Origin of the sequence: Actinorugispora endophytica (genome assembly GCF_004363075.1) — a bacterium.
In the GTDB taxonomy this organism is placed as follows: domain Bacteria; phylum Actinomycetota; class Actinomycetes; order Streptosporangiales; family Streptosporangiaceae; genus Actinorugispora; species Actinorugispora endophytica.
On sequence record NZ_SNYN01000018.1, the window covers coordinates 1 to 23,286 of the forward strand.

24 protein-coding genes are annotated in these 23,286 nt (G+C 74.7%); 7 read left to right on the plus strand and 17 right to left on the minus strand.

The window, feature by feature from the left end; all coding sequences use genetic code 11:
- The 6 genes from EV190_RS24355 to EV190_RS17450 form a co-directional block, all read right to left on the minus strand.
- Nucleotides 1–93 (minus strand): biotin carboxylase N-terminal domain-containing protein (locus EV190_RS24355; RefSeq protein ID WP_133742652.1); only part of this gene is annotated, 93 nt, incomplete at its 3' end.
- A 98-nt stretch (nt 94–191) separates the two neighbouring features.
- Nucleotides 192–878, minus strand: coding sequence for an HAD-IB family hydrolase (locus tag EV190_RS17430; protein ID WP_243742637.1), 687 nt, complete (start codon nt 876–878; stop codon nt 192–194).
- Nucleotides 879–925: 47 nt separating this feature from the next.
- The gene (locus EV190_RS17435; protein WP_133742653.1) at nt 926–1,897 is read right to left on the minus strand and encodes a ScbA/BarX family gamma-butyrolactone biosynthesis protein; all 972 of its coding nucleotides are present in this window, start codon (nt 1,895–1,897) and stop codon (nt 926–928) included.
- A gap of 119 nt (nt 1,898–2,016) precedes the next feature.
- On the minus strand, nt 2,017–3,141 hold the full coding sequence (locus tag EV190_RS17440; RefSeq protein WP_166655496.1) for a beta-ketoacyl synthase N-terminal-like domain-containing protein: 1,125 nt from the start codon (nt 3,139–3,141) through the stop codon (nt 2,017–2,019).
- Nucleotides 3,138–4,364: a beta-ketoacyl-[acyl-carrier-protein] synthase family protein gene (locus EV190_RS17445; RefSeq protein ID WP_133742655.1), complete on the minus strand. Its 1,227-nt coding sequence runs from the start codon at nt 4,362–4,364 to the stop codon at nt 3,138–3,140. The genes EV190_RS17440 and EV190_RS17445 overlap by 4 nt, the downstream gene beginning before the upstream one ends.
- Nucleotides 4,357–4,629 (minus strand): acyl carrier protein, encoded by a 273-nt coding sequence (locus EV190_RS17450; RefSeq protein WP_133742656.1) that lies wholly within the window; start codon nt 4,627–4,629, stop codon nt 4,357–4,359. Before EV190_RS17450 ends, EV190_RS17445 begins: the two co-directional genes overlap by 8 nt.
- A gap of 293 nt (nt 4,630–4,922) precedes the next feature.
- On the opposite strand from EV190_RS17450, the gene EV190_RS17455 reads away from it, so the two are divergent.
- From EV190_RS17455 to EV190_RS23500, 3 genes are all read left to right on the plus strand, one after another.
- Entirely contained in the window at nt 4,923–5,960 is a 1,038-nt protein-coding gene (locus EV190_RS17455; protein WP_133742657.1) for a 3-oxoacyl-[acyl-carrier-protein] synthase III C-terminal domain-containing protein, read from the plus strand.
- Nucleotides 5,961–6,076: 116 nt separating this feature from the next.
- Nucleotides 6,077–6,781, plus strand: coding sequence for a 3-oxoacyl-ACP reductase FabG (gene fabG, locus EV190_RS17460; RefSeq protein WP_133742658.1), 705 nt, complete (start codon nt 6,077–6,079; stop codon nt 6,779–6,781).
- A 278-nt stretch (nt 6,782–7,059) separates the two neighbouring features.
- Nucleotides 7,060–7,566 carry a hypothetical protein gene (locus tag EV190_RS23500; protein ID WP_166655497.1) on the plus strand — a complete coding sequence of 169 codons (507 nt, stop codon included), beginning with the start codon at nt 7,060–7,062 and terminating at the stop codon, nt 7,564–7,566.
- Between the two features lie 76 nt (nt 7,567–7,642).
- Here the strand turns inward: EV190_RS23500 and EV190_RS17470 are convergent, their stop codons facing one another.
- The 4 genes from EV190_RS17470 to EV190_RS17485 all read right to left on the minus strand — a co-directional run bounded on the left by EV190_RS17470 (nt 7,643) and on the right by EV190_RS17485 (nt 12,412).
- Complete coding sequence (locus EV190_RS17470) at nt 7,643–8,326, minus strand: response regulator (protein WP_133742659.1); 684 nt, start codon at nt 8,324–8,326, stop codon at nt 7,643–7,645.
- A gap of 36 nt (nt 8,327–8,362) precedes the next feature.
- Nucleotides 8,363–9,466 carry a sensor histidine kinase gene (locus EV190_RS17475; protein WP_133742660.1) on the minus strand — a complete coding sequence of 368 codons (1,104 nt, stop codon included), beginning with the start codon at nt 9,464–9,466 and terminating at the stop codon, nt 8,363–8,365.
- A gap of 279 nt (nt 9,467–9,745) precedes the next feature.
- Nucleotides 9,746–10,777, minus strand: coding sequence for an aldo/keto reductase (locus tag EV190_RS17480; protein ID WP_133742734.1), 1,032 nt, complete (start codon nt 10,775–10,777; stop codon nt 9,746–9,748).
- Between the two features lie 24 nt (nt 10,778–10,801).
- Entirely contained in the window at nt 10,802–12,412 is a 1,611-nt protein-coding gene (locus EV190_RS17485) for an FAD-dependent monooxygenase (protein WP_133742661.1), read from the minus strand.
- Between the two features lie 567 nt (nt 12,413–12,979).
- Between EV190_RS17485 and EV190_RS17490 the strand changes: the two genes are divergently transcribed.
- Entirely contained in the window at nt 12,980–14,557 is a 1,578-nt protein-coding gene (locus EV190_RS17490; protein ID WP_133742662.1) for an MFS transporter, read from the plus strand.
- A 130-nt stretch (nt 14,558–14,687) separates the two neighbouring features.
- On the plus strand, nt 14,688–15,470 hold the full coding sequence (locus tag EV190_RS17495; protein ID WP_133742663.1) for an AfsR/SARP family transcriptional regulator: 783 nt from the start codon (nt 14,688–14,690) through the stop codon (nt 15,468–15,470).
- 90 nt (nt 15,471–15,560) lie between these two features.
- Here EV190_RS17495 and EV190_RS17500 read toward each other — a convergent pair whose 3' ends face one another.
- The 6 genes from EV190_RS17500 to EV190_RS17525 form a co-directional block, all read right to left on the minus strand.
- A complete protein-coding gene (locus EV190_RS17500) occupies nt 15,561–15,761 on the minus strand; it encodes an acyl-CoA carboxylase epsilon subunit (RefSeq protein ID WP_133742664.1) in 201 nt (66 codons plus the stop codon).
- A gap of 14 nt (nt 15,762–15,775) precedes the next feature.
- Entirely contained in the window at nt 15,776–17,320 is a 1,545-nt protein-coding gene (locus EV190_RS17505; protein WP_133742735.1) for an acyl-CoA carboxylase subunit beta, read from the minus strand.
- Between the two features lie 241 nt (nt 17,321–17,561).
- Nucleotides 17,562–19,238, minus strand: coding sequence for a thiamine pyrophosphate-dependent enzyme (locus EV190_RS17510; RefSeq protein ID WP_133742665.1), 1,677 nt, complete (start codon nt 19,236–19,238; stop codon nt 17,562–17,564).
- A gap of 70 nt (nt 19,239–19,308) precedes the next feature.
- The gene (locus tag EV190_RS17515) at nt 19,309–19,623 is read right to left on the minus strand and encodes an AzlD domain-containing protein (protein WP_133742666.1); all 315 of its coding nucleotides are present in this window, start codon (nt 19,621–19,623) and stop codon (nt 19,309–19,311) included.
- Nucleotides 19,620–20,342: an AzlC family ABC transporter permease gene (locus EV190_RS17520; protein ID WP_243742638.1), complete on the minus strand. Its 723-nt coding sequence runs from the start codon at nt 20,340–20,342 to the stop codon at nt 19,620–19,622. Before EV190_RS17520 ends, EV190_RS17515 begins: the two co-directional genes overlap by 4 nt.
- Nucleotides 20,339–21,265, minus strand: a complete 927-nt coding sequence (locus tag EV190_RS17525) for a helix-turn-helix transcriptional regulator (protein ID WP_133742667.1) — start codon at nt 21,263–21,265, stop codon at nt 20,339–20,341. The genes EV190_RS17520 and EV190_RS17525 overlap by 4 nt, the downstream gene beginning before the upstream one ends.
- A 67-nt stretch (nt 21,266–21,332) precedes the next feature.
- Between EV190_RS17525 and EV190_RS17530 the strand changes: the two genes are divergently transcribed.
- Nucleotides 21,333–21,776 carry a GNAT family N-acetyltransferase gene (locus EV190_RS17530; protein ID WP_243742639.1) on the plus strand — a complete coding sequence of 148 codons (444 nt, stop codon included), beginning with the start codon at nt 21,333–21,335 and terminating at the stop codon, nt 21,774–21,776.
- Between the two features lie 289 nt (nt 21,777–22,065).
- Entirely contained in the window at nt 22,066–22,728 is a 663-nt protein-coding gene (locus tag EV190_RS17535) for a PaaI family thioesterase (RefSeq protein ID WP_133742669.1), read from the plus strand.
- A gap of 51 nt (nt 22,729–22,779) precedes the next feature.
- Here EV190_RS17535 and EV190_RS17540 read toward each other — a convergent pair whose 3' ends face one another.
- Nucleotides 22,780–23,061: an isoamylase early set domain-containing protein gene (locus tag EV190_RS17540; protein WP_133742670.1), complete on the minus strand. Its 282-nt coding sequence runs from the start codon at nt 23,059–23,061 to the stop codon at nt 22,780–22,782.
- Between the last annotated feature and the right edge of the window lie 225 nt (nt 23,062–23,286).

Consider the following 23,286-nt stretch of genomic DNA (forward strand, 5'->3'; position numbering starts at 1 on the left):
GTAGACGGCGACGCTGGTCAGGCCGGCGTCGCGGCAGGCGCGGGCGATTCGCACCGCGATCTCGCCCCGGTTGGCGATGAGAACTTTACGCACGGCGGCGGCGCGCCTCTCCTTCGTCTCTTCGGTTACGGGGGCGGGGCGCCGCGGACGGGCCCGCCCCCGGGAGCCGGGCGGTTCGGGTGGGCGGGGCGTCAGGCGACGAGGGTGCCCGCCAGGCGGCGCCAGCCCTTCTGGACGGCCTCGGCCACCAGCTCGGGGTTGTCGCCGACCACGACGGGGTTGCCCACGAGGCGCAGCATCTCCAGGTCCGAGGTGTGGTCGCCGTAGCTGTAGCAGTCCGTGTAGGACACGCCGCGCTCGCGCATCACCCACCGGGCGGCGTCGGCCTTGGCGTCGCCGATCATGCTCCGCACCACCTCGCCCGTGTACACGCCGTCGCGCGTCTCCAGCCCGGTGCACAGCACGACGTTGGCGCCGGAGTACGCGGCGATCGGGTCGAGGCAGGCCCGGAAGGAGCCCGAGACCAGGACGGTGGTCATCCCCTCCTCGGTGTGCCGGCGCAGGGCCGCCAGGACGTCCTGGTTGAACAGGCGGCCCCCCGCCAGGTGGCGCTCGAACCAGGCCCGCCCGTGCGCGGCCACGTCCGCCTCGGAGTACCCGGCGAACCTGCGGTAGAAGAGCCGGTTGCCCTCCTTGCGCGGCATGCCGGGGCGCAGCAGCGAGCGCGCGTCGTCGCGCAGCCGCTGCTGCTCGGCCGGGGTGTGGCCGATGGCCTCCAGGAAGTAGTCGTAGAAGTCGAACATGCTCTTGATGGTGACGAGGGTCTCGTCGACGTCGAAGAACGCGACGGCCGACGGGGAATCCGGGGCGGTGGGCACGGGGTCTCCAGGGGGTCGGTGGACGGGTGCGGTGGAAGGGGGCGGGGTCAGCCGAGGCTCACGGTCACCTCGGCGACCACGGCGTCCTGCTGGACGGCGGCCGTGCGCCAGGTGGGCGAGTCGGCCCCGTCCACCGGCCGGGTGGTCAGGTGGACGGGCTGGTCCAGCTCGGCGAACTTGCGGAAGTCCCCGCGCAGGCTGACGGCGCGCTTCGGCGCGGACCCGGGCCCCGCGAGCAGCAGCGCGGACTGGCGGGCCGCCTCGCTGAACACCATCGCGGGCACGTGGTCGTAGGGGTGGTCATACATGCTGCGGTTGCGGAAGCTGCGCGGGCTCAGCTCCGCCTCCAGACCATCCCCGGCGCGCCGCACGCCGTCCAGGACGACGTTGACCGGGTCGCGGCGCCCGGCCAGTGCGGCGTCCAGTGGTTCGCCCGCCGGCTCGGCGCCGAGGGTGAACGCGGTGGGCACCGCGCCGCCCCGCTGCATCGCGCGCAGCCGGTGGTACTGGTCGGTGGGGGTGCAGCTGACGTCCATCCCGAGGCGCCCCAGCGGGGAGCCGTCCAGTGTCAGGTCCATCGTGAAGGCGACCCGGCGCAGCCTGCCGCCGCGCGCCTGGCGCCGGGTGACGTCGCCGTCGATGCGCAGCTGCCCGGGGCGCTCGCCGCGGGCCAGCGCGTCGGGGTCGGTCAGCTCCAGCCACCAGGACGTCACCATGAAGGTGGTGGACGCGGGCGCGCCCTGGTAGGCGTGCGCGGCGTGCGTCACGGCCTGGCGGCAGCTCTCCAGCACCAGCAGGGTGTCGTACCAGCGCGGGTCCGGGTGGTCACCGTAATAGGCGTGGCTCTGCGGAAGCTGCGCGGCGGACGCGAAGCGCGTCTCGTCGACGCCGTGGGAGTCGGTCAGGAAGACCTCCGACAGCGCCCAGCGGTGGACCATGCCCCGGGGGACGGTCTGGTCGTAGGCCAGCGCGGCCGCCTCGGCGACGGCCGTGGCGGACGGGGTGGTGAGGGTGTCCATGGGATGTCTCCAGAAAGGGGTCGTGGGGTCTCGCCGCGCCCCGGACGGTGGGGCGCGGCGGGTCTTCCGGGGGCCTCCTGCGTCCACCCGGCGGGTCCGGCGAACGTCTCCGGCCGGGGCTAGCCGGCCGCCGTCCCGGCGCGTTCGACGACCGCGCAGCCGACCTGGCCGTCCGGGCCCAGGGAGGTGACCAGGCCGACGCGCTCGGCGGTGTCGGCGGAGCGCCAGTGGGCCAGGACGGAGGCCAGCTGGAGCGAGGCGCCCGCGCTGTGCGTCTCGCCCAGGACCCGGTGCACCGGCAGGCGGCGCGGCCCGGGTGTGCCGAGCGCCGAGCGCAGCGCGCGCTCCTCGACGGCGGCCCAGCCGAAGCGCCCCGCGGCGCCCGGCGCGACGACCGCCACGTCCTCCGCGGTCACCGAGGCGCTCTCCAGCGCGTCCCGGACGCAGTCGGCCAGGCGGCGGCCCAGGGCCGCCGCGCCCGCACCCGGGTCGGCGTACCCGGCCTCGCAGGAGAGCAGCCGGGCCAGGGGCCGCGTCCCTGAGGAGCCGGCGGACCCGTCGGAGCCGCGCTCCAGCACGAAGACCGCGCAGCCCTCGCCGACGGCGACGTCGCGTCCCAGGGCGCCGGTGCGGTGCCACGCCCACGCGGACTGCGCGCTCAGCTCCTCCACGCTGCCCGCCAGCAGCCGGTCCGCGCGGTGGTTGGCCAGGGCGTTCCGCGCGAAGCGCAGCGCCGAGAGCCCCGCCGTGGGGCCGCCCGACAGCGTCGAGTTGACCCCGGTGAGCCCGTACCTGATGGCGGTCTGCCCGGCGCAGGAGTTCATCAGGGTGCCCGGGAAGTGCGACGGGTTCACCATGTACGGGCGCTCCTGCACGAAGGTGTCCCGGGTGAACTCGCCCAGGCGGCGGACGCTGCCCGCGCCGGTGCCCAGGACGACCCCGGTGCGCCGCCGCGCGTCGTCGTCCAGGCCGTCCAGCTGCTCCAGGGCCTGGCCGCACGCGACCATCCCCATCTGGTCGGTCCGGGTGAGCCGGCTCAGCCCCTTGCCGCCCAGCCGCTCGGCGGGCCGGAAGCCGGTCACGGCGCGCACCCGCAGCGGCGGGAACTCCTCGCCGCCGGGGGCGTCCGCGGGGTCCGGCTCCGGGGCGCGGCGCCCCTCCAGGGCCTCGGCCAGCGCGTCCAGGCCGCTGCCCGCGGCGCTGAGCACACCGCAGCCGACGATGTCCAGCACTGTGCCGCTCACTGCGCCACCTCTCCGAAGACCGTGATGGCGTTGTTGCCGCCGAACGCGAACCCGTGGTTCTGCACCACGCGGGGCCGCGCCTCCCGGGCGGTCCCGGGGACGCAGTCCAGGCCGGGGCCGAGCGCGGGGTCGACCTCGCGCACGGTGGCGCTGGGCGGCAGGAACCCCGTGTGCACGGCCATGCAGCAGACGAGCGCGCCGAACCCCGCGGCCGCGCCCATGGTGTGCCCCAGCATCGACTTGATGGAGCTGACCGGCGGCAGGCGGTCGCCGAAGACCTCGCGCATCGCCGCGACCTCGGTGCGGTCGTTCGCCGGGGTCCCGGTCCCGTGCGCGCAGACGTAGTCGACGTCCTCGGCCTTGACGCCCGCGTCGCGGTGCGCGCCGCGGATGCACTCGGCGATCGACGCCGCGTCGGGGTTCGTCATGTGCCGCGCGTCGCACGTCATGCCGTAGCCGAGCAGCTCCGCGTAGACGCGGGCGCCGCGCTCGCGCGCCGACTCCAGCGGCTCCAGGATCAGGGCCACGCCGCCCTCGGCGGTCACGATTCCGTCGCGGTGGGCGTCGAAGGGCCGGGAGACGTCCTTGGCCAGCGCGCCGAGCCGGTGGAACCCGGCGTGGGTGGCGCGGTTGGAGGCGTCGGCCCCGCCGCAGACCATGAAGTCGGCCTCGCCGTTGCGCACGAGGTCGTACCCGTAGCCGATGGCGTAGTTGCTCGCCGCGCAGGCGGTGCCGACGGTCTGGGCCTCACCGGTGAGGCCCAGTTCGGCGTTGACCGCCGCGCCGATCCGCCCGGCGTCGGCCCGGCCGACCAGTTCGGGGGAGAGCGAGGACAGGCCGCCCCGGACCCATTCGGAGGAGAGCTCCCCCAGCACCCCCGACTCCCCGTTGGTGGTGCCGAAGCTGCTGCCCGCCCGGGAGCGGGACAGCTCCTCCGGGTCGAGGCCGGCGTCGCCGACGGCCATGCGGGCGGCCGCGGCGGCGAACTGGCCGCTGCGACCCCACTGGTCCGGATCGATGCGGTCGAGGTGGTCCCCGGGACGGAAGTCGCGGACCTCTCCGGCGAGGACCCGCTCGAACCCCGCGGAGTCGAACTGCTCGATGGGCCCGATGCCGCTGCGGCCCCGGCGGATCGACTCGGTGACGGCCCGGGCGCCCAGGCCCAGGCTGCTCACCGCGCCGAGGCCGGTGACCGCGACGCGGCGCGGCCGGGACTCAGACACTCGCGGCCTCCTGCGGGGCGTGCCTGCCGACCAGCTCGTAGACGGTGGGCAGGTCGTCCAGGTCCACGAGCTCCTCCTGCGGGACCGTGATCCCCAGGTCGCGCTCGAAGCGGGAGAAGATCTCGATGCTCATCAGCGAGTCCGCCCCGAAGTCCTCGGAGAAGCTGCTGGTCTCGACCAGTTCGCCGGCGTCCACCTCGAGAACGTCGGCGATGATGGCGTGCACCTTCTGGCGCAGGTCCTCGGAAATGGTGTTCCCGCTCATTTCTGTTTCCTCACTGGAGTCCGCTCGACTGGTTCGCGCGGCCCTTCCCGGAAGTCCTTCGCCCGGGGCGCCGCTCTGGTAATCAAATGCGCTCGGGGGGTGCCGTCGCAAGGTTCTCCAAAGTCACATCGGGTTGCATCCGAAGTGGAATTAAAAGTGGTGGCTCCTGTCTTCCATAATCTTTTCGGAGGTCTCGACCGGGCCTTTTGCGGAGCCCCGCCGGAACACTCCGGTCCGGGGCCGAGGACCCCGCGGCCGGTTCGGCGACTCATCGCGCACAAGGAGGCCCAGTTGTGAGACTCGACCGCCCAGTCGGCGTTGTGACGGCAGCGCTGTGGCTCCCCGAGGGCCGTTCGACCGTGGAGGCCGCGGCCGGGGGCGACCGGGCGCGGACCGCCGCGCTCCGGGACCTGGCGCATCCCCGCCTGCCCGAGGCGCGCGGGGTGTCGGCGCCGGACATGGCGGTGCGCGCGGCGCGCGCGGCACTGGACGCGGCCGGGGTCGCGGGGGAGCGGATCGGCCTGCTCCACCACGCCTGGATGTACTACCAGGGGCACGACCTGTGGTCCCCGCCGCACTACATCGCCCGCGTGCTCGGCGCGGACCGCGCCCTGCCCGTGGGGGTCCGGCAGGTGTGCAACGGAGGCGCCGCCGCCGTCGAACTCGCGGCCGCGCGCCTGCTGGCCGACCCCGGGCCGGGGTACGCGCTCGTCACCACCGCGGACCGCTTCGTGCCTCCCGGCTTCGACCGCTGGACCGCCGACTACGGGGTCGCCTACGGGGACGCGGGGACGGCGGTGCTGCTGCGCTCGCCGGGGGGCGCGGACGACGCGCTGCTGCTGCGCGCGGTCGCCACGGTCGCCGCGCCGGAACTGGAGGCGATGCACCGGGGCGCGGACCCGTTCTCGGACGCGGCCCGCACCCACCGGGACCGGATCGACATGCGCGCCACCAAGCGCGCCTACCTGCGCGAGCACGGGCGCACCGCCTTCGACGAGGCCAACGGGCGGGCCGTGCGCGCGGTGGTCGCGGACGCGCTGCGCGACGCCGGCCTGGACCGCCTGGACAAGCGGATCCGGTGCGCGGTGCTGCCCCGGTTCGGGGCCAAGGTCCTGCGCGAGTCCTGGCTTCCGCTGCTCACCGGGCTCCTCGACGCCGAACCCGTGGACCTGGGCCGGGAGACCGGCCACCTGGGAGCGGGCGACGCCGCCGCGGGCCTGGCCGCGCTGGTGGACGGGGGGACCCTCGCCCCGGGCGAGTTCGCCCTCGTCTTCAGCGCCGGGGCCGGGTTCACCTGGTCCTGCCTGGTGGTCCAGGCCCCGCTCGCCTAGGCCCGCCCCGGTCCGGCGGGCACTCCCGCTCGCGGCGCCGCCGGCGCCGCGGTCACCGAACCCCCGTCCGGGCCCGACGGCCCGCGGCGGCGCACGACCACCCCAAGGAGAAGCAGATGTCCCGTTCAGTGTTCGTCACCGGAGCCAACCGGGGAATCGGCCTGGCGGTCGCCAGGGCCATGGCGGCCGACGGCGACCGGGTCGCCGTCGGCCACCGCTCGGGGGAGCCGCCCGAGGGGTTCTTCGGGGTGCGCTGCGACGTGACGGACCAGGCCTCGGTGACCGAGGCGTTCGAGCTGGTCGCCAAGGAGCAGGGGCCGGTCGAGGTGCTCGTCGCCAACGCGGGGATCACCCGCGACACCCTGATGCTGCGGATGGGCGACGAGGCCTTCGAGGAGGTGCTGGAGACCAACCTCATGGGGGCGTTCCGCACCGTGCGCGCCGCCGCGGGCGCGATGCTGCCCGCCCGCCGGGGCCGGATCGTGCTGCTCTCCTCGGCGCTGGGCTTCCTGGGGTCGCCCGGGCAGACCAACTACGCGGCGGCCAAGACCGCGCTGCTCGGCATGGCCCGCTCCCTGGCCTGGGAGCTGGGGTCGCGCGGGGTGACGGTGAACCTGGTGGCGCCGGGCATCATCGACACCGACATGACCAGCGCGCTGTCCGACCGGCGGATGGCGGACCTGATGAGGATGACCCCGCTGGGCCGGACCGGCACCCCGGAGGAGGTGGCCGCGGCCGTGCGGTTCCTGGCGAGCGAGTCCGCCGGATACGTCACCGGCGCCGTCCTCCCGGTGGGCGGCGGCATCGGGATGGGCCTTTGACCTCCTCCCCTCCCTGAAGGGAGGGGAGGCCGACACGCGTCGGCGCGCGGGGGCCTCGCGGGCGGGCGGCGGGCCCGCCGCCCGCCCGCGAGGACCGGTTCGCGGGCCCCGCCCCGGGCGGCCGCGAGCCGTCCGGACCGGACCGCCGGACACGTCCCGGCGCGCCGTCCGCACACCACCAGTTCTGCAGGAAGGAACGACATGCGTAAGCCGTCCCGGGCGTGTGGGTCCCCGATCCCTCCCCGACCCGAACACCAGGACGTCCCGGAGGGGGCGCGGTGACCGCGGTGGGGGTCGACCGCGTGTGCCGTCCCCTGGAGGCGGCCGGGGCGGTGCCCCATCCGCCCCTGTCCCGCCAGGACATGGAGGTCCTGGACCAGTGGGACGTCGTCTCGGCGCACGTGTGCGGGGAGTGCCTGCGCGGCGGGCCGGACGCGGGGCCGGCCGCGCCGTGCCCCACCCGCGCCCCGTTCGACCTGGTCCGCACGAAGGCGCGGCGGGTGCTGGCGGTCCAGCGGTCGCTGGCGGTCGGGTGGCTGGTGCCGGCGGGGGTGAAGGTGTGCGGGGAGGCCGCGTTCCCGGGGGGCGAGACCTCCACGGCGCTCGTCCTGCGCCACAGCGAGTCGGCGTGGATGCTCCGGCGGCTCGGCGCCGGCCACGCGCCGCTGTTCGCCCGGTTCGAGGCCGACGGGCTGCTGGCGGCCCCCTGTCCCGTCCACATCGCCTACCGGCAGGTGTGGGACGGCTTCGCGGCCCTGCGCGCCGTGGCGGGGACACTGGGGTGACGCGCGCCCCGCCGGGTGCGCGGCCCCGGCGGAGGGTGCTGCGGGAGCGGGTCCGTTCCCGTCGCCGCTGCCCTGGTCAGCCGGACATGACCGGCCCCCGCGCCGCGGTGTGCCGCGGCTGGGAGGGGGCCACCGGCGAGGCGATCAGGCCCCGGGAGACGGCGATGTTGGCGGCCTCCACCCGGGACTGGGCGCCGAGCTTGTCGAAGATGTTGCTCATGTGCCGCTTCACCGTCCCCTCGGTGATCTCCAGCCGCCGGGCGATCTGGTGGTTGCTCAGCCCCCGGGCGGCGAGCTGGAGCACCTGCTCCTCGCGCGGCGACAGCGGGCCCCTGGGCGAGGGGGCGGACAGGATGGCCGGCGACATCGACAGGGTGACGGTGCCGTTGGGGGTGGACGCCGAGCGCACCGCCGCGGCCAGCGCCCCGCCGGTCACCGACTTGTGCAGGTAGCCGCGGATGCCCAGCGGCAGCAGCTCCTGGGCCAGCCGCGCGTCGTCGTACATGGTCAGCACCAGCACCTGCATGCGCGGGGCGGACTGGCGGAACCGGTGCAGGGTGGCCGCGGGCTGCTCGTTCCCGGGCATCTGGATGTCCAGCAGAGCGACGTCCGGCTGGTGCAGCGCGGCCAGCCGGAGGGCCTCGGACACGTCCCCGGCCACGGCGACCACCTCGAAGTCGTTCTCCATGTGCAGTAGTTCGGTGAGGGCGTTGCGCAGCAGTGTGTGGTCGTCGGCGAGCAGAATACGGATGCTGGACATGTTCTCCTGCCTGGTCAGGGGATTCCGGTGGGGTGGTCAACGGTTGCCCGCGTACTCGGCGGGGACGGGTGGGGGCGCCGCCGCCGGGGGCCGGGACGGGAGGGGCAGCGGAACGGACAGCCGCATCCGCGTCCCCTCGCCCGGGTTGCTCGTCAGCAGGTAGGCGCCGCCGAGCTCGGTCACGCGCCGGCGCATCGTGCGCAGGCCGCCGTGCGAGGCGGACGCCGCGTGCAGCAGGTCGAAGCCGAGGCCGTCGTCCTCGGCGTCCGCGTCGACGCGGCCGGGCAGGATCCGGACCGCCACGCCGACGGACGAGGGCGACGCGTGGGCGAAGGAGTTGCGCAGGAACTCCCGGAGGACCAGGAACAGCTCCTCGCGGTGGCGGGCGGGCAGCCGCCCCTCGTCCCCGGAGACCTCGATGCGCAGGGGAACCCCGCGCAGGTTGAGGATCGAGGCGTCGTGCCGGAGCGAGGCGTCCAGCCCTTCGATCAGCTCGTCGGGGGAGAGCCCCGAGACGACGCGCTGGGTGAACCGGACGACCTCGTGCAGCGACTGCTCCAGCGCGGTGATGCGGTCGTCGGCGCCGCGGCCGGCCGCGGTCTCCGCGCGGTACAGCGCCAGGTGGCAGAAGGCCAGCGCCAGGCTGCTGCCGATGCGGTCGTGGATCTCCCCGGCGAGCCGGCTGCGGTGGTCGGTGTTGGCCTGCTCGACCTGGCGCAGCAGCTGGTCCTCGTGGGCCGCGGCCGCGGCCTGGACGCGCAGCGCGGTCGCGCGGTTGAGCTCGGCCGCGGCCCGGGCGAGCGCCGGGTGGCGCTCCTCGGCGGGCAGGGACGCGACGAGTTCGGCGAGCCGTTCGAGGGTCAGGTCGGTCAGCGTCGACATGGCGCGCAGGACGTCCACCAGCCGGGTCCGGGGGAGGTGCCGAGGAGCGGGGGAGAGGGCGGGGCCGAGCTGCGGGGCGGGCGCAGGGGCGCCGTCCGAGCGAAGCGCGCGGGCGCAGTCCAGGAGGATCAGCCGGGCGTGGTCGCGCGCGGCCAGCCACCGCTCGGGAACCATGCCCAGGGGGTTGGAGTCCTCCCAGAGGGCTGACAGGTAGCGGTCGAGAAGGGCGGTGACGGATTCCTCCAGTCGCTCGCCCAATATCGGTATTCCAAGGTTCGATTCCCCCATGAGGGCCTCCGTATCGCGATCTGAACATCGGACGAGAAAAGACCCTGGCTGAGTCTCTTCCTCCTATTTCATGTCACGGCAAGGACAATATCAGTAAACCGGGACACTTCGGGGGAATGTGTCGGCGTCAACTTTGTCGGCGGAGGAAATTAACCTCCGGTTACATTCGCTGATCCATATGGGGACCTGGTGAACCAGCCCTCGGGACAATTCAACCCTCGGGCTGATCCGGTGGTTATTTCGTTAAGTTCAGTAACGGCCTCCGATCGGGTCCGGGGCGCCGTCCAATTGTGCGATGTCCTTTTCGGTGAGGTCGAATGTGGCCGACGCCACATTTTCCTTCAGGTATTCGAGCCGCTTCGTCCCCGGAATCGGGATGACGTGGTCGCCCTGGGCCAGCACCCAGGCCAGGGCCGCCTGCGCCGGGGTGGCGCCGTGCCGCTCGGCGACCGAGCGCAGGACCTCGACGATCCGCAGGTTCGACGTCCGGGCCCCGGCGGCGAAGCGCGGGTTGGCGGCCCGGAAGTCCCCCTCCTCGAAGGAGGTCTCCGCGGTCACCGCCCCGGTCAGGAAGCCGCGCCCCAGCGGGGCGAACGGCACGAAGGCCGCGCCGTTGGCCGCGCACCAGGCCACGACGTCGCCGCCGGGGCCCTCCAGGCCCCCGCCGGCCGTGCCGGGGGTCCCGAAGCGCGCGTCGGCGGTCTCGGCGGTCCGGCCCAGAGCGGTCCGGGTCCACAGCGAGAGCTCGGACTGGACGGCGGCCACCGGATGCAGCGCGTGCGCCCGCCGGGCCTCGCCCACCGACACCTCCGACAGGCCCAGGTGGCGCACCTTGCCCTCCCGGACCAGCTCGGCCATCGCGCCCCAGGTCTCCTCCAACGGGACGGCGGGATCGACGCGGTGCAGGTAGTACAGGTCGATGACGTCCGTCCCGAGCCTGCGCAGGCTCGCCTCCACGGCCCGGCGCAGCCTGGCGGGGGAGGCGTCGCGGCGCATGGACTTGGTGGCCAGGTCCTCGACCACCAGGCCGGCCTTGGTCGCCAGGAACACCTCCTCGCGCCGCCCCGCGACGGCGCGGCCCACGAGCGCCTCGTTGTGGCCGTCGCCGTACACGTCGGCGGTGTCCAGGAAATCCGCGCCCAGGTCCAGGGCGGTGCGGATCAGCTCCACGGAGCGGTCGTCGTCGCGCTGGGACTCGGTGTAGGCCCAGCTCATGCCCATGCATCCCAGGCCGACAGCGCCCACCTCCCGGCCGGCCGGGGTGAAGGTCCGTGTCCGCATCATGCGTCTCGCTCTCTGTCTCGGTCAGGCGGTCCGGGCCGCGGTCGCGGCGGCCGGGGTCAGGGGGTCGGTGAGGGGCTCGGGACGCAGGCGCAGCGCCGCCAGCACGCCGGGCAGGTCCGCGGAGCGCTCGGGGGCGAGCGAGGCCAGCAGGTGGCCGTCGTGCCGCACCACCGCGACGGCCGGGGCGCCGCCCAGGACCGCGGCGAACGGGCCGTCCCCGGCGGGAACCTCGACCACGGCGGCGTCCGACGCCGCGGCGCGCACCGCCGACACGGTCCCGGCCCACCCGGGTCGGGGCCGCTGTCCGGGCCACAGCAGCACGGTCAGGGCGTCCGCCGCCACCCGCGCCCACGCGCGGCCGTCGGGGCCGGCCGCGCGCCCGGCGGGCGGGAGGGCGGTGGGCAGGACGGGGAGCCGGACGCCGGGGAGCGGGCGCCGCCCGCGGGCGGCGGGCGCGGCGTCCGCGGGCGGGTAGCGCACGTCGGTCTGCGCGATGAGGGGGGCGATGGTCCGCTGCACCAGCCCGGTGGCCGTCGCGGTGCGGAAGACCGCGTCGCGCACCGCGATCTGGGCGGGCCTGCGGAACATCCCCCACCGGGTCTGGCGCGCCGTGGACCGGGCGACCGTGTGCGCGGCGCCCCGCCGCTCCCGGTCGTAACCGGTCAGAACGTCCTCTGGGAGCGCTCCCCGTAGGACGCCGCCGAGCCGCCAGCCGAGGTTGACGGCGTCCTGCAGGCCGGTGTTCATGCCCTGCGCGCCGGCCGGGCTCATGATGTGGGCGGAGTCCCCGGCCAGCAGGAAGCGGCCGTCCCGGAACCGCTCGGCGATCCTGGCGTGCACCCGGAACGTGGTGCTGAAGCGCAGCTCGCCCAGGACGTTGCGCCCGGGGGCGCGCTCGTCCACGATCGACTGGAAGAACTCGCGCGAGGGCGGGGTGTCGTCCTCGGGGTGCGGCACGCTCACCGCGACCCGGCACACGTTCGAGCCCAGCGGGCCCAGGGCCAGGCTCCCGTTCTCGGTGTAGCAGTAGCTCACCACGTTCATCGGGACCGGGCCGCTCACCTCGGCGTCGGTGATGGCGAAGCTCACGTCGAACTGCTCGCCCTCGAAGGAGATGCCCAGCAGCTTGCGCAGCGTGCTGTGCGCGCCGTCGGCGCCGACCAGCCACGGGGGGGCGACCTCCTCGGTGGCGCCGTCGGAGTGCTCCAGGACGACGGCGGGGCGCGGCCCCTCCTCGCCGGAGAGGGCGACCAGCCGGGTCCCGTGCTCGATCTTCCCGCCGAGCTCGGCGAGGCGCTCCTCGATGATCTCCTCGGTGGTGCTCTGCGGGATCCCCACCGCGAACGGGTACGGGGTGTCGGTGAGCCGGTTCATCCAGGCCGTGCCGAGCGGGCGCCCGCTGGAGAAGTACGCGACGCCGTCCAGGCGGTGCCCGCTCTGCACCAGGCGGTCGCTCAGGCCGGTTCGGTTCAGCAGTTCCAGCAGCCGCGGCCACATGACGGTCGCCCTGGAGTGCGCGGAGTGCCCTCGGGCGGCGTCGATCAGCCGGACGGGGACGCCCTGCTGGAGGAGCTCGCACGCCAGCACCATGCCCACGGGGCCGGCGCCCACGATCATTACCGGATCGGTCATGACACACACCTCTCGCCCGTCGGTGTCGACGGGGTCGGTCGTCGGATGCGGAGATCTTTCGAGGCGACACCGGGGCAAGGGGTCGGACGCGCGTTCGCGGTACTGTCCGGGACCGCGCTCGCCGGGGGATCGCTGCGCCAGAACGCTAACCGAGGCGGGGCTACGGACGGTCGGACGGTTCAACCGAAGAGGTGGTCTGATGTCTCCAAAGCAACAGTCGGGGGCCCTTGTAGTGCCATACCACCCGAGACCGGTCCAGGCGTAGCGTCTGTTGCGCGGTGGTTCCGAGCGAACCGCCGGTGACTGGTGAGGGCGGCTTCGTCGCAGCTCAGGGCCTGTCCTGTTGGCCGGTTCGGTGTTTCGCCGCGTGCTTCGGCGGTGTGGCCGGTTCGCTCTCCCAGGTCCATCCGCATCCCCCGTCGGTCTCGGTCGACATCGCTAAGCTATCAGAATCCTTATGCGAAACAGAACCTTGTCCTTGACGTTATCTCCCGACTCTGATTCCCTTGCCCTAGCTATCAGGGTCCTTACCCTTAAAAGTCTTCTGTGTTAACGAAGGGTCCGAATATGACGTCCAGTGTCGCGGAGCCGTCCAGGCGCCGCCCCCGGCCCATGCTCACGCTGGCGGTGGTGTGCGGCGCGATCGTGCTCGTGCCGGTCACCGCCACCGGCGCGTCCGTCGCGATCCCCGACATCAGCGGGGACCTCGACGCGGGACTGGCCGAGGCGCAGTGGGTGGTCAACGCCTTCTTCCTCACCTTCGCCGCCTTCATGGCCATCACCGGCTCCCTCGCCGACCTGACCGGCCGGCGCCGGATGTTCGCGGGCGGGGTCGCGCTGTTCTGCGCCTCCATGCTGGTGGCCGCCTTCGCCTTCGACACGGCCGTCCTGGTCGGGGCGCGGGTCCTGGCCGGGATCGGCGCCGCCGCCGCGACCACCGGCGGCAGCGCGGTCCTGGCGCAGACCTTCACGGGCCAGGCCCGCATGCGGGCCTTCGCCTTCTTCGGCACCGCCATCGGGGTGGGCCTGGCCTTCGGCCCCCTGGTCGCCGGGGTGCTGGTGACCTCGCTCGGCGGCTGGCGCGGCTTCTTCCTCGCGGCGGCCCTGGTCCTGCTCCCGGTGCTGGCGGCGGTCCCGCTGCTCAGGGAGTCGCGCGACCCCGACGCGGCCGGGGTGGACTGGGCCGGCGCCGTCACCTTCACGGCGGGCCTGTCGCTGTTCGTCCTGGCCCTGGTCCAAGGGGGGCAGCTGGGCTGGACGCACCCGCTGGTCATCGGCGCCCTGGTCCTGTTCGTCGTGCTCATGGCGGCTTTCGCGCTGATCGAGCGGCGCGTCGCCCGGCCGATGTTCGACGTCTCGCTGTTCGGCCGGCCCCGCTTCCTGGCGATCTGCGCGATGCCGATCCTGCTGGCCTTCGGGTTCGTCGCGCTGCTCATCGTGCTGCCGCCGTACTTCATGTCCGTGGACGGGGTCAGCGCCCAGCACGCCGGACTCCTGCTGGTCCTGCTCACGGGACCCACGCTGGTGGTCCCCACGCTCGTGGGCTTCGTCGCGGGCCGCGTCTCCCAGCGGGTCCTGCTGGTGCTGACCATGCTCCTGGTGGCGGGCGGCAGCGCCTGGCTCACCGTCATCGAGCCCGGCCTGGGCGTGCCGGTGCTGGCCGGGCCGCTCCTCACCATCGGCACCGGATTCGGCATCTCGCTGGCCATCCTGGACGGCGCCGCCGTCTCCTCGGTGGAACCGGCCCGGGCCGGGATGGCGGCGGGCATGTTCAACACCATGCGGCTGACCGGCGAGGCCGTGTCCATCGCGGTCATCGGCGCCGTGCTGGCGACCGTCACCCGGAGCGGACTGGCGGGCGAGCTGGGCGGCGGCGACGCACAGGCGATGACGGACCGGCTGCTCCAGGGCGACATGGCGGGAGCCGTCGCGGCGGCGCCCGCGGGCGCCGCCGACGCCGTCGGCCTGGCGGGAGCCGCCTACACCGACGCCATGCACGTCGCGCTGTGGGCCGTCGCCGCCATGTCGCTGCTGGGCGCCGTCGCCGTGGGCGCGCTCATGGGCGGCACGCCGCCCGGGGCGCGGGAGTCCGGCGACGCGGAGGCGGTCGGGGACGAGGACCGGGAGCCCGCGCTCGCGGACTGACACCGCGAGGGCGTGCGCTCTGACAGGGGAGCGTCCCGGCGCGGACTTTGGCCGCCGCGCCCGGGACGCTCCCGCCGTCGTTTCGAGGGCGGGGCGGCGTCGGCCCCCCGCCCACCGGGAGGGAAGTCGGATGGTGCCGGTGGAGATCGGGTTCTCCGTGCTCGGGGGGCTGCGGATGACCGTGGACGGAGCGGTCCACGAACCCAGGGGGCCCAAGGTCAACAGCCTGCTGGCCGTCCTGCTGCTGCGGCTCGGCCGGACCGTGGACGTCGGATCGCTCGTCGACGAGCTCTGGGAGGATGACCCGCCCCGCCGCCCGGTGACCACCCTGCGCACGCACGTCTACCACCTGAGGCGCTTCCTGGGCGGGGCCGCCGGGCGGCGGGGCGAGGAGCTGCTCGCGACCCGGCGCTCCGGCTACCTGCTGCGCGCCGAACCCCACCGGCTCGACTCCGAGGTGTTCACCCGGATGGCCGGAACCGGCCGCGCCCTGCTCGGGCAGGGGCGCCACGCGGAGGCGGCCCGCAACGCCCGCGCCGCCCTGGAGCTGTGGCGGGGGCGGCCCCTGGAGAACGCGTCGGCCGGCCCGCTGCTGCGCGGCCAGGCGCGCAGGCTCGACGAGCTGCGCCTCCAGGTGGTCGAGCAGCGGATCGAGGCCGAGATGCGGCTCGGCGCGCACCGCGAACTCGTCTCCGAGCTGCGCGGACTGGTCTCGGACCACCCGCTCAACGAGTGGTTCCACGCGCGCCTGATCGAGGCGCTGGAACGCTCGGGCCGCCGCGCGGACGCGGTGCGCGCCTTCCACGAGCTGTGCGCCGTCCTCGACGCCGAACTCGGCGTCGGCCCGTCCGAGGAGCTGCGCGGCCTCCACCACCGCATCCTCACCGGCGCCCCCTCCCCCCGGGCGGCCTGAGCACCGCCGGCCTCCCCCCGATCGTGGCCCCTCCGGGGTCTCAGAAGCGGTCGAGCCCCCGGAGGGGCCACGATCGGCGGGGAGGCCGCCTCACCCCCACGCGGCCGGGGGGCGGTAGCGGGCGGGTCGGGCCCAGGCGGGGCGGAGCGGGGGAGGCGGGGCCCCGCCGTCGTCCGCGCCGCCCGCGGCGGCGGCCAGGACGGCGAGGAGCACCGCGAGTTCGACGTCGTCGGGCTTTCCCCGCACCACCCGAAACACCGGGCGGGGCGGGTCGGACGGTACGTCCCGCATGGTGGGTCCGCCTCTCACATCGGGGGGTTGCCGTGCTTGCGGTACGGGGCGGGCGACTGCTTGCGGCGCAGCGCGGCCAGGGAGCGGGCCAGGACCGCCCGCGTCGCGGCCGGGTCGATGACGTCGTCCACCAGCCCGCGCTCGGCGGCGTAGTAGGGGTGCATCAGCTCCTGGCGGTACTCGTCGACCAGCTCGGCGCGGCGGACGCCGGGGTCCTCGGCGGCGGCGATCTCCCTGCGGAACACCACGTTGGCCGCGCCCTCGGCGCCCATCACCGCGATCTCGTTGCTGGGCCAGGCGAAGGACAGGTCCGCCCCGATCGAGCGGGAGTCCATCACGATGTACGCGCCGCCGTAGGCCTTGCGCAGGATGACCTGCACCCGTGGCACGGTGGCCGAGCAGTAGGCGTACAGCAGCTTGGCGCCGTGCCGGATGATCCCGTTGTGCTCCTGGTCGGCGCCCGGCAGGAAGCCGGGCACGTCCACCAGGGTGACCAGCGGGATGTTGAAGGCGTCGCAGGTGTTGACGAAGCGCGCGCCCTTCTCCGAGGCGTCGATGTCCAGCACCCCGGCGGTGACCATCGGCTGGTTCGCGACCAGGCCGACCACCTGGCCGTCGATGCGGGCCAGCGCGCAGACGAGGTTGCCCGCCCATCCCGCGTGGACCTCCAGGTACTCCCCGTCGTCCACGACCTCCTCGATGACCGCGCGCATGTCGTACGGGCGCGAGGGGTCGGCCGGGACCAGGTCCAGCAGCCGCTCGGTGCGGCGGTCGGCGCGGTCGCCCGTCGGCTCCCTCGGGGGCTCCTCCTGGTTGTTGGAGGGCAGGAACGACAGCAGGTAGCGGACGTCCTCCAGGCAGCTCTCCTCGTCGGGGTGGGAGAACGCCGCCACCCCGCTGACGGTGGAGTGCACGCGGGCGCCCCCGAGGCCGTCCTGGGTGATGCGCTCGCCGGTCACCGCCTCCACCACGTCCGGGCCGGTGATGAACATCTGGGAGGTCCCGTCCACCATGAAGACGAAGTCGGTGAGCGCGGGCGAGTAGGCCGCGCCCCCGGCGCACGGGCCCATCATGACGCTGATCTGCGGGATCACGCCGGAGGTCCGCACGTTGCGGGTGAAGATGCCGCCGTAACCCGCGAGCGCGGTCACGCCCTCCTGGATCCGCGCCCCCGCGCCGTCGTTCAGGCTGATCAGCGGAGCCCCCGCGGACTCGGCCAGGTCCATGATCTTGTGGATCTTGGCGGCGTGGGCCTCGCCCAGCGCGCCGCCGAAGACGCGGAAGTCGTGGGCGTAGACGAAGACGGTGCGGCCGTCCACCGTCCCCCAGCCGGTGACGACGCCGTCGGTGTGCGGGCGCCGGTCCTCCAGGCCGAAGCCGGTGGCGCGGTGCCTGCGCAGGCCCTCCACCTCGACGAAGGACCCCTCGTCGAGGAGCAGGTCGACGCGCTCGCGGGCGGTCAGCTTGCCCTTGGCGTGCTGCCGCTCGGTCGCGCGAGGGTCGGGGCCCTGGAGCACCCCCTCCTTGGTCTCCTGGAGTTCGACGGTCCGCTCCACCATCGAGGGGACGCGCCGGGGGGCCGCCCCGGGAGGGGACGGCGCGCGGACGGCGGGGGAGGCGGCGGGCGCCTCGGGGGCCATGGTCATGACGGGCTCCTTGACGTCGGGACGGCGCGGGGGGTTCCCGCCGATACTCGGCCCGCCAGATGAAAGCCGCGTCGAAACCAGGGGAAAGAAGGGCCGGTACGGGCCCGACTGCCACTTTCTTGGTAGCCGGGACCCGTACCGAAGAGGCACGCGCCTACCTCTTTCCCGCCATCAGCCCCGACAGGGTCGCCCCCGGCCCGATCACGTCGGGGTCCGTGCGGCAGTCGACGAGCGTGGGCCCCTCGGCGGCCAGCGCGGCGGCCAGGGCCTCCTCCAGTTCGGCGGGGGTGCGCGCGGTCGCGCCGCGGGCGCCCAGGCCGCGGGCGTAGGAGGCCAGGTCCAGCGGGCCGCCGATGTCCACGGCGGCGGTCCGGCCCAGCGCGCGGGCCTGGTGCATGGCGATGGTGCCGTACAGGCCGTTCTGGAAGACCACCACCACGAGGGACAGGCCCAGGCGGACGGCGGTCTCCAGCTCCTGTCCGGTCATCAGGGCGCCGCCGTCGCCGGCCACCGCGACCACCGTCCGGTGCGGTCGCGCCAGCTTGGCGGCGACCGCGGCCGGGACCGCGTAGCCCATCGCGCCGCTGGTGGGGGCCAACTGGGTGCGGGGCCGGCGGTACCACCAGCCCCGGTGCAGGAAGGCCGCGAAGTTCCCCGCGTCGTTGGTGACCACGGCGTCGTCGGGCAGCACGCGCCGCATGGTCTCCACGACCGCCCACGGGTGCAGCAGCCCGCCCGGGTGCTCCAGGACGCCCAGGGGCGGGGCGGTGGAGTCCACCCACGCCCGGCGGGCGCGGCCCCAGTCGCGCTCGGGCGCCGTCGCCGGAGCCTCGACCAGGGCGCGCAGCGCGTTCCCGGCGTCGGCCGCGACCCCCGCCCAGATCGGGACGGACGCCCCGATCTGGGCGGGGTCGACGTCGATCTGGGCGACGACGGGGGGCGACGCGTCCCGGGGCAGCCGGTAGCCCTGCGTGGTGACGTCGCTCAGCCTCGACCCCACCACCAGCACCGCGTCGGCCTCCTCCAGCGCGCCCAGCACCCCCGGGGGGCAGCCCAGGCCCAGGTGGCCCAGGTAGAGGGGGTGGTCGTTGGGGAAGACGTCCTGGCGGCGCCACGCCGAGTAGACGCCCGCGCGGAAGTGCTCGGCGGCGGCCACGAGCGCGGAGCGGGCCCCGCGGGCGCCGCCTCCGGCGACGATCACCGGGCGCTCGGCGGCGGCGAACCAGGCGGCGATCCGGTGGGCGTCGGCCTCGGCGAGGGCCGGGCCGGACCCCGCGCCGGGGAGCGGGAGCGGGCCGGGGGCGGGGACCACCCGGCCGAACAGGTCGCCGGGCACGACGAGGGCCACCGGGCCGGGGCGGCCCGACACGGCGGTGCGGACCGCCCGCGCGGTGGTCTCGGCGAGCCGGTCGGCGCGGGTGACGGTCGTGGCCCACTTGGTGATGGGGGAGTAGAAGGCGGCCAGGTCCACCTCCTGGAACGCCTCGCGGCCCAGGTGGCCGGTCTCCACCTGGCCGAGCAGGACCACCATCGGGGTGGAGTCCTGGAAGGCGGTGTGCACCCCCACCGCCAGGTTCGCCGCGCCGGGGCCCCGGGTGGCCGCGGCCACCGCGGGGACGCCGGTGAGTTTGGCCTCGGCCTCGGCCATGAATCCGGCGCCGCCCTCGTGGCGGGTGGACACCAGCGTCATGCCGGGGCGGCGGGCCAGGGCGTCGGTCAGTTCCAGGAAGCTCTCGCCCGGCACGGTGTAGCAGCGCCGGATCCCGGCGGCGGCCAGCACGTCGACCACCTGTTCGGCGGCTGGGGTCGGGGGCGCGGGGGCGTGGGGCACGGGTGGGTCCTTCCGTCGTCGCAAGGTCCGGCTGCTCGCTGCCGGTCTACCCACCCGCGCCGGGTCCCGATCAGCCGACGCCGAGCGCGCGCAGCCCCGCCGCGGTCCCGGCCGCCGCCACGATCACCAGGAGGAAGGGCGCGCGCAGCAGCAGCGCCACGACGGCCGCGACCAGCCCGCCCAGCCTGGGCAGGTCCAGGACCAGCCGGTCGCCGTCGGCGACGGTCTGGAGGGCGATGAGGGCGGCCAGCAGCGCCACCGGCACGATGAGGGCGAACCGGCTCACCAGGGGGTGGTCCAGGAGCCTGCGGGGGGCCGCCAGCCCCGCGTACTTGAGCAGGTAGCAGCCGACACCGGTGGCCAGGACGGTGATCCAGAGCGTCATCGGGCGCCTCCCCCGGCGGGACCGGTCCGGCGGGGGAACAGGGTGACGAGCGCCGCGACCGAGGCCAGCAGCACCGGCAGGCCCGGCGGCAGGAACGGGGTGGCGGCCAGCGCGATCGCCGCGCCCAGCAGCGCCACGGCCAGGGTGCGCCCGCCCTCCCTGAGCCTGGGCCACAGCAGGGCCAGGAAGATGGCGGGCCCGACCGCGTCCAGCCCGAAGACGGCGGGGTCGCCGATGCGCTCGGTCGCCAGCGCGCCGACCAGCGTGGTGGCGTTCCACAGCGCGAACAGCGTCACGAAGGTGGCGGTGAAGCCCGCGCGCGCGTCGGAGCGTCCGCTCTGGGCCAGCGCGACGGCCGTGGTCTCGTCGATCACCCCGTGCGCGGCGGCCGCGCGCCGCGCGCCGCGGAACTGGAGCAGGTCGGCGAGCCGCAGCCCGTACAGGGTGTTGCGCCCGCCCAGGAGGAGCGCGCCCAGCGCGCCCGCGACCAGGCTGCCGCCGCCGGCGACCACCCCGACCAGCGCGAACTGGGAGGCGCCGGTGAACGCCAGCAGGCTGAGCGCGCACGCCTGCGCCACCGACAGCCCCGCGGTCACCGCCGAGGTGCCGAACGCCAGCCCGGAGAACCCCACGGCGAGCCCCACCCCGAGGCCGTCGCGGACGGGCGGTCGGCCCAGCAGGGCCGGGAGTGGAGGAGAGAAGGAAGCGGATTGGTTCACACGGGCGAACCTAGTCGCGGCGGGTCGTCCCGTCTTGAACGATATTGCGGTGGTTCGCACCGGTAGGGCCCTTGCCACGCCTCCCGGTCGCCGCGCTCCTGGAGGACGCCCCGCTGGAAGGCGCCCGGCGGGACCCCCACCTTCCGCTTGAAGTGGCGGGTCAGGTGGGCCTGGTCGGCGAAGCCGACGCGGGCGGCGACCTCGCCGGGGGCGACGCCCTGGGCCAGCAGGGCGCGGGCGCGCTCCACCCGCCGCTGGGTGAGCCAGGAGTGCGGGGGCAGGCCGTGGACGTCGCGGAAGGCGCGCAGCAGGGCGAACGGGGAGACCTCCGCCGCCGCGGCGAGCTCCTCCAGGCGGGGCGGGTCTGTGAGGCGCGCGCGCAGGGTCTCGGCGGCCAGCGCCACGGCCCGCGCGGAGGCGGGGCGCGGCGCGGCGGCCCGGGGGCGGTCGCGGCCGTGCCTGCGCAGCAGCAGGCCCAGCGCGGCGCGGGTCAGCGTGGAGGCGATCAGCGAGTCGCCCCGTTCGGCCGCCAGGTGCGCCGCGCGCACCCGGGCGGCGGCCCCGGGGTCGTCCACGACCGACTCCGCGTACGAGGGGGTGCCGGTGATGCCGACCTCGGCGGCCACCTCGACCATCAGCTCCCGGCTCGGGTACAGCACCCGGTAGCTCCACCCCTCGGGCACCCCGGCGTGGCCGGTGTGCGGCTCGCCGTGGTCCACCAGGGCGAGCGTCCCCGGCCCCGCCCGGTGGGTGCCGCCCCGGTAGCCGTACTCCTCGACCCCGGACTCGATCACCGCGGCCACGTAGCTGTCGTGGGTGTGCCAGCCGAAGGAGTGCCGGACGTAGCGGGCGCGCAGCAGGTCCACCTGGGGAAGTCCGGGATGGCGCCAGTAGCGCGCCTTCTCCGGCGATGCGGCTGCCATGCCCCTCAGCATAGGACCGGGCGCGGGGCGTTCTCGCAGATGGGGGGTTTGGGCTATCGTCGTCGGCGTGCTGGAAATCGTCATCGCCGAGAGCGAGCCCGAGCGCTCGGCCGTCTTCGTCATCCGGGGCGCGGTCTTCGTCGCCGAGCAGAACGTCCCGATCGAGGAGGAGTGGGACGTCCGCGACTCCGCCGCCGAGCACTTCCTGGCCCTGCTGGACGGCGTCCCGGTGGGCACGGGCCGCCTGGTGGTGGCCGACGGCGAGGGGGTGCTGGGCCGCCTCGCCCTCCTCCGGCACGTCCGGGGCACGGGCGCGGGCGCGGCGATCGTGCGCGCCATCGAGGAGCGGGCCGCGCGGCTCGGCCTGGGCGCGATCGAGCTGCACGCCCAGACCCACGCGCTCGGCTTCTACGAGAAGCTCGGCTACACCGCCCACGGCGAGGTGTTCGACGACGCGGGGATCCCCCACCGGGGCATGCGCAAACGACTCCCGGGGCCCTCCGCCCGCTGAGCTCTTCGCCGGCTCCGCGGGGTTCCGGGAACCTCCTCGACCGCACTGGACAGGGGAAAGGCCGCCTGGTCCGCGGGGGGCCGGGGGGTGGGACGCCGGAAAGGGTGGATAGGGTCGGGGCGGCCGAAAGGCCGCGTTCCGGTGGCCGGCGTGCCCGCGGTGTTATCCGAGTCTCACTCGGTATGGCCGTGGGGGTGCGCCCCGAGAAGCTACCTGCGAGTAACATGTGCTTCCGGGCACGGTGCTCCGCGTCGCCCCCCATCTCGACGAGAGGTCTGACGAGAATCCCATGACGGTCGATGTACAGCCGGTCTCGGAACTGCCCGATCCGGCCGACTTCGGGTTCACAGTGGTCGAACGGGACGCGCTCCCCACCGAGCTGCTGGCCCTGGTCGACCAGGTCCGAACGCTCGCCGACACCGTCGCGCACACCGGGGCCGACGCCGCCGAACTGGCCGCCGCGAGCCGCGTCGTCGCCGACCTCAGTGAGCGGCTCGACGTCCGCCGCCGCCCTCTCGGCACGATGTTCTCCCAGGTCGCGCCGGACGGCCGGATCGATTACGGGACGGTCGCCAACGTGGTGAACGGCCCGCTCAACCCCATCGCGCCGCCGCTGGAGCTGCGTCCCGACGGTGAGGGCCTGTCCGGGGAGGTCACCCTCGTCGGCCTCTACGAGGGCCCGCCCGGACTCGTGCACGGCGGTTGGATCGCCGCGATGCTCGACCAGGCGCTCGGCGAGGTCGCCGCGACGGCGGGCGGTGCGAGCCTGACCGCCAACCTCGACGTGAACTACCGCAAGCCGACCCCGCTCAACGCCCCGCTGACCGTCACCTCGCGGGTCACCGGCGTCGAGCGCCGCAAGGTGCTCGTCTCGGGGGAGATCCGCCACAACGGCGAGATCACCGCGGAGGGCACCGCCGTCATGGTGAAGATCGCCCTCCCCGGGAGCTGACCAGGTCCGCGCCGCCGTCAGGGGGCCGCCCGTCGGGCGGCCCCGGGCGCGTCACAGGTGCAGGCGGCTGCCCTCGGGGTCTACCGCGTCGGCTTCGGAGTCGTCGAACCAGACGCCATTGTCGCCCAGGTAGCGGAAGTGCAGCGTGCTCTGGGCGGGAACGGTCACCACGGCGGTGCGCTGGCCGTTCTTGCGGGGCTTGAGGGGGTGGGCGTGGGGGTCCCACTGGTTGAAGGTGCCGACCACCGACACCGCGCCCTCCGGTTCTCGTTCCGGAAGCGAGAACGTGACCTTCACCTGCCCGTCCTTGCCGGGCTTGGTGCGTTTGATCATGGTTTCTCCCTGCAATGAGTGTTCCGACCGGTCCGGCCGCCGCATCCACGTCTCTCTGGACATGGGTCGTCACATAGTGTCATCCACGCAGGTGGGCGGGGTCGGTAAAGACACGCCGAACAGGGGAGGTTTCATCGGCGCCGAGACCACCGGGAAATGGGGTGGCGCGGATCTCACTTCCCCGGCGGGCTCCAGAGGCAGGAGACTGGGTTCTGGCAGAGGTAG

Bases quoted from the DNA above. Each gene is read 5' to 3' on its own strand.
- fabG (WP_133742658.1), top strand. From the start codon at position 6,077: ATGTCCCGTTCAGTGTTCGTCACCGGAGCCAACCGGGGAATCGGCCTG.
- EV190_RS17485 (WP_133742661.1), bottom strand. From the start codon at position 12,412: ATGACCGATCCGGTAATGATCGTGGGCGCCGGCCCCGTGGGCATGGTG.
- EV190_RS17450 (WP_133742656.1), bottom strand. From the start codon at position 4,629: ATGAGCGGGAACACCATTTCCGAGGACCTGCGCCAGAAGGTGCACGCC.
- EV190_RS17470 (WP_133742659.1), bottom strand. From the start codon at position 8,326: ATGTCCAGCATCCGTATTCTGCTCGCCGACGACCACACACTGCTGCGC.
- EV190_RS17500 (WP_133742664.1), bottom strand. From the start codon at position 15,761: ATGCGGGACGTACCGTCCGACCCGCCCCGCCCGGTGTTTCGGGTGGTG.
- EV190_RS17490 (WP_133742662.1), top strand. From the start codon at position 12,980: ATGACGTCCAGTGTCGCGGAGCCGTCCAGGCGCCGCCCCCGGCCCATG.
- EV190_RS17435 (WP_133742653.1), bottom strand. From the start codon at position 1,897: ATGGACACCCTCACCACCCCGTCCGCCACGGCCGTCGCCGAGGCGGCC.
- EV190_RS17540 (WP_133742670.1), bottom strand. From the start codon at position 23,061: ATGATCAAACGCACCAAGCCCGGCAAGGACGGGCAGGTGAAGGTCACG.
- EV190_RS17505 (WP_133742735.1), bottom strand. From the start codon at position 17,320: ATGGTGGAGCGGACCGTCGAACTCCAGGAGACCAAGGAGGGGGTGCTC.
- EV190_RS17535 (WP_133742669.1), top strand. From the start codon at position 22,066: ATGACGGTCGATGTACAGCCGGTCTCGGAACTGCCCGATCCGGCCGAC.
- EV190_RS17495 (WP_133742663.1), top strand. From the start codon at position 14,688: ATGGTGCCGGTGGAGATCGGGTTCTCCGTGCTCGGGGGGCTGCGGATG.
- EV190_RS17515 (WP_133742666.1), bottom strand. From the start codon at position 19,623: ATGACGCTCTGGATCACCGTCCTGGCCACCGGTGTCGGCTGCTACCTG.
- EV190_RS17525 (WP_133742667.1), bottom strand. From the start codon at position 21,265: ATGGCAGCCGCATCGCCGGAGAAGGCGCGCTACTGGCGCCATCCCGGA.
- EV190_RS17480 (WP_133742734.1), bottom strand. From the start codon at position 10,777: ATGCGGACACGGACCTTCACCCCGGCCGGCCGGGAGGTGGGCGCTGTC.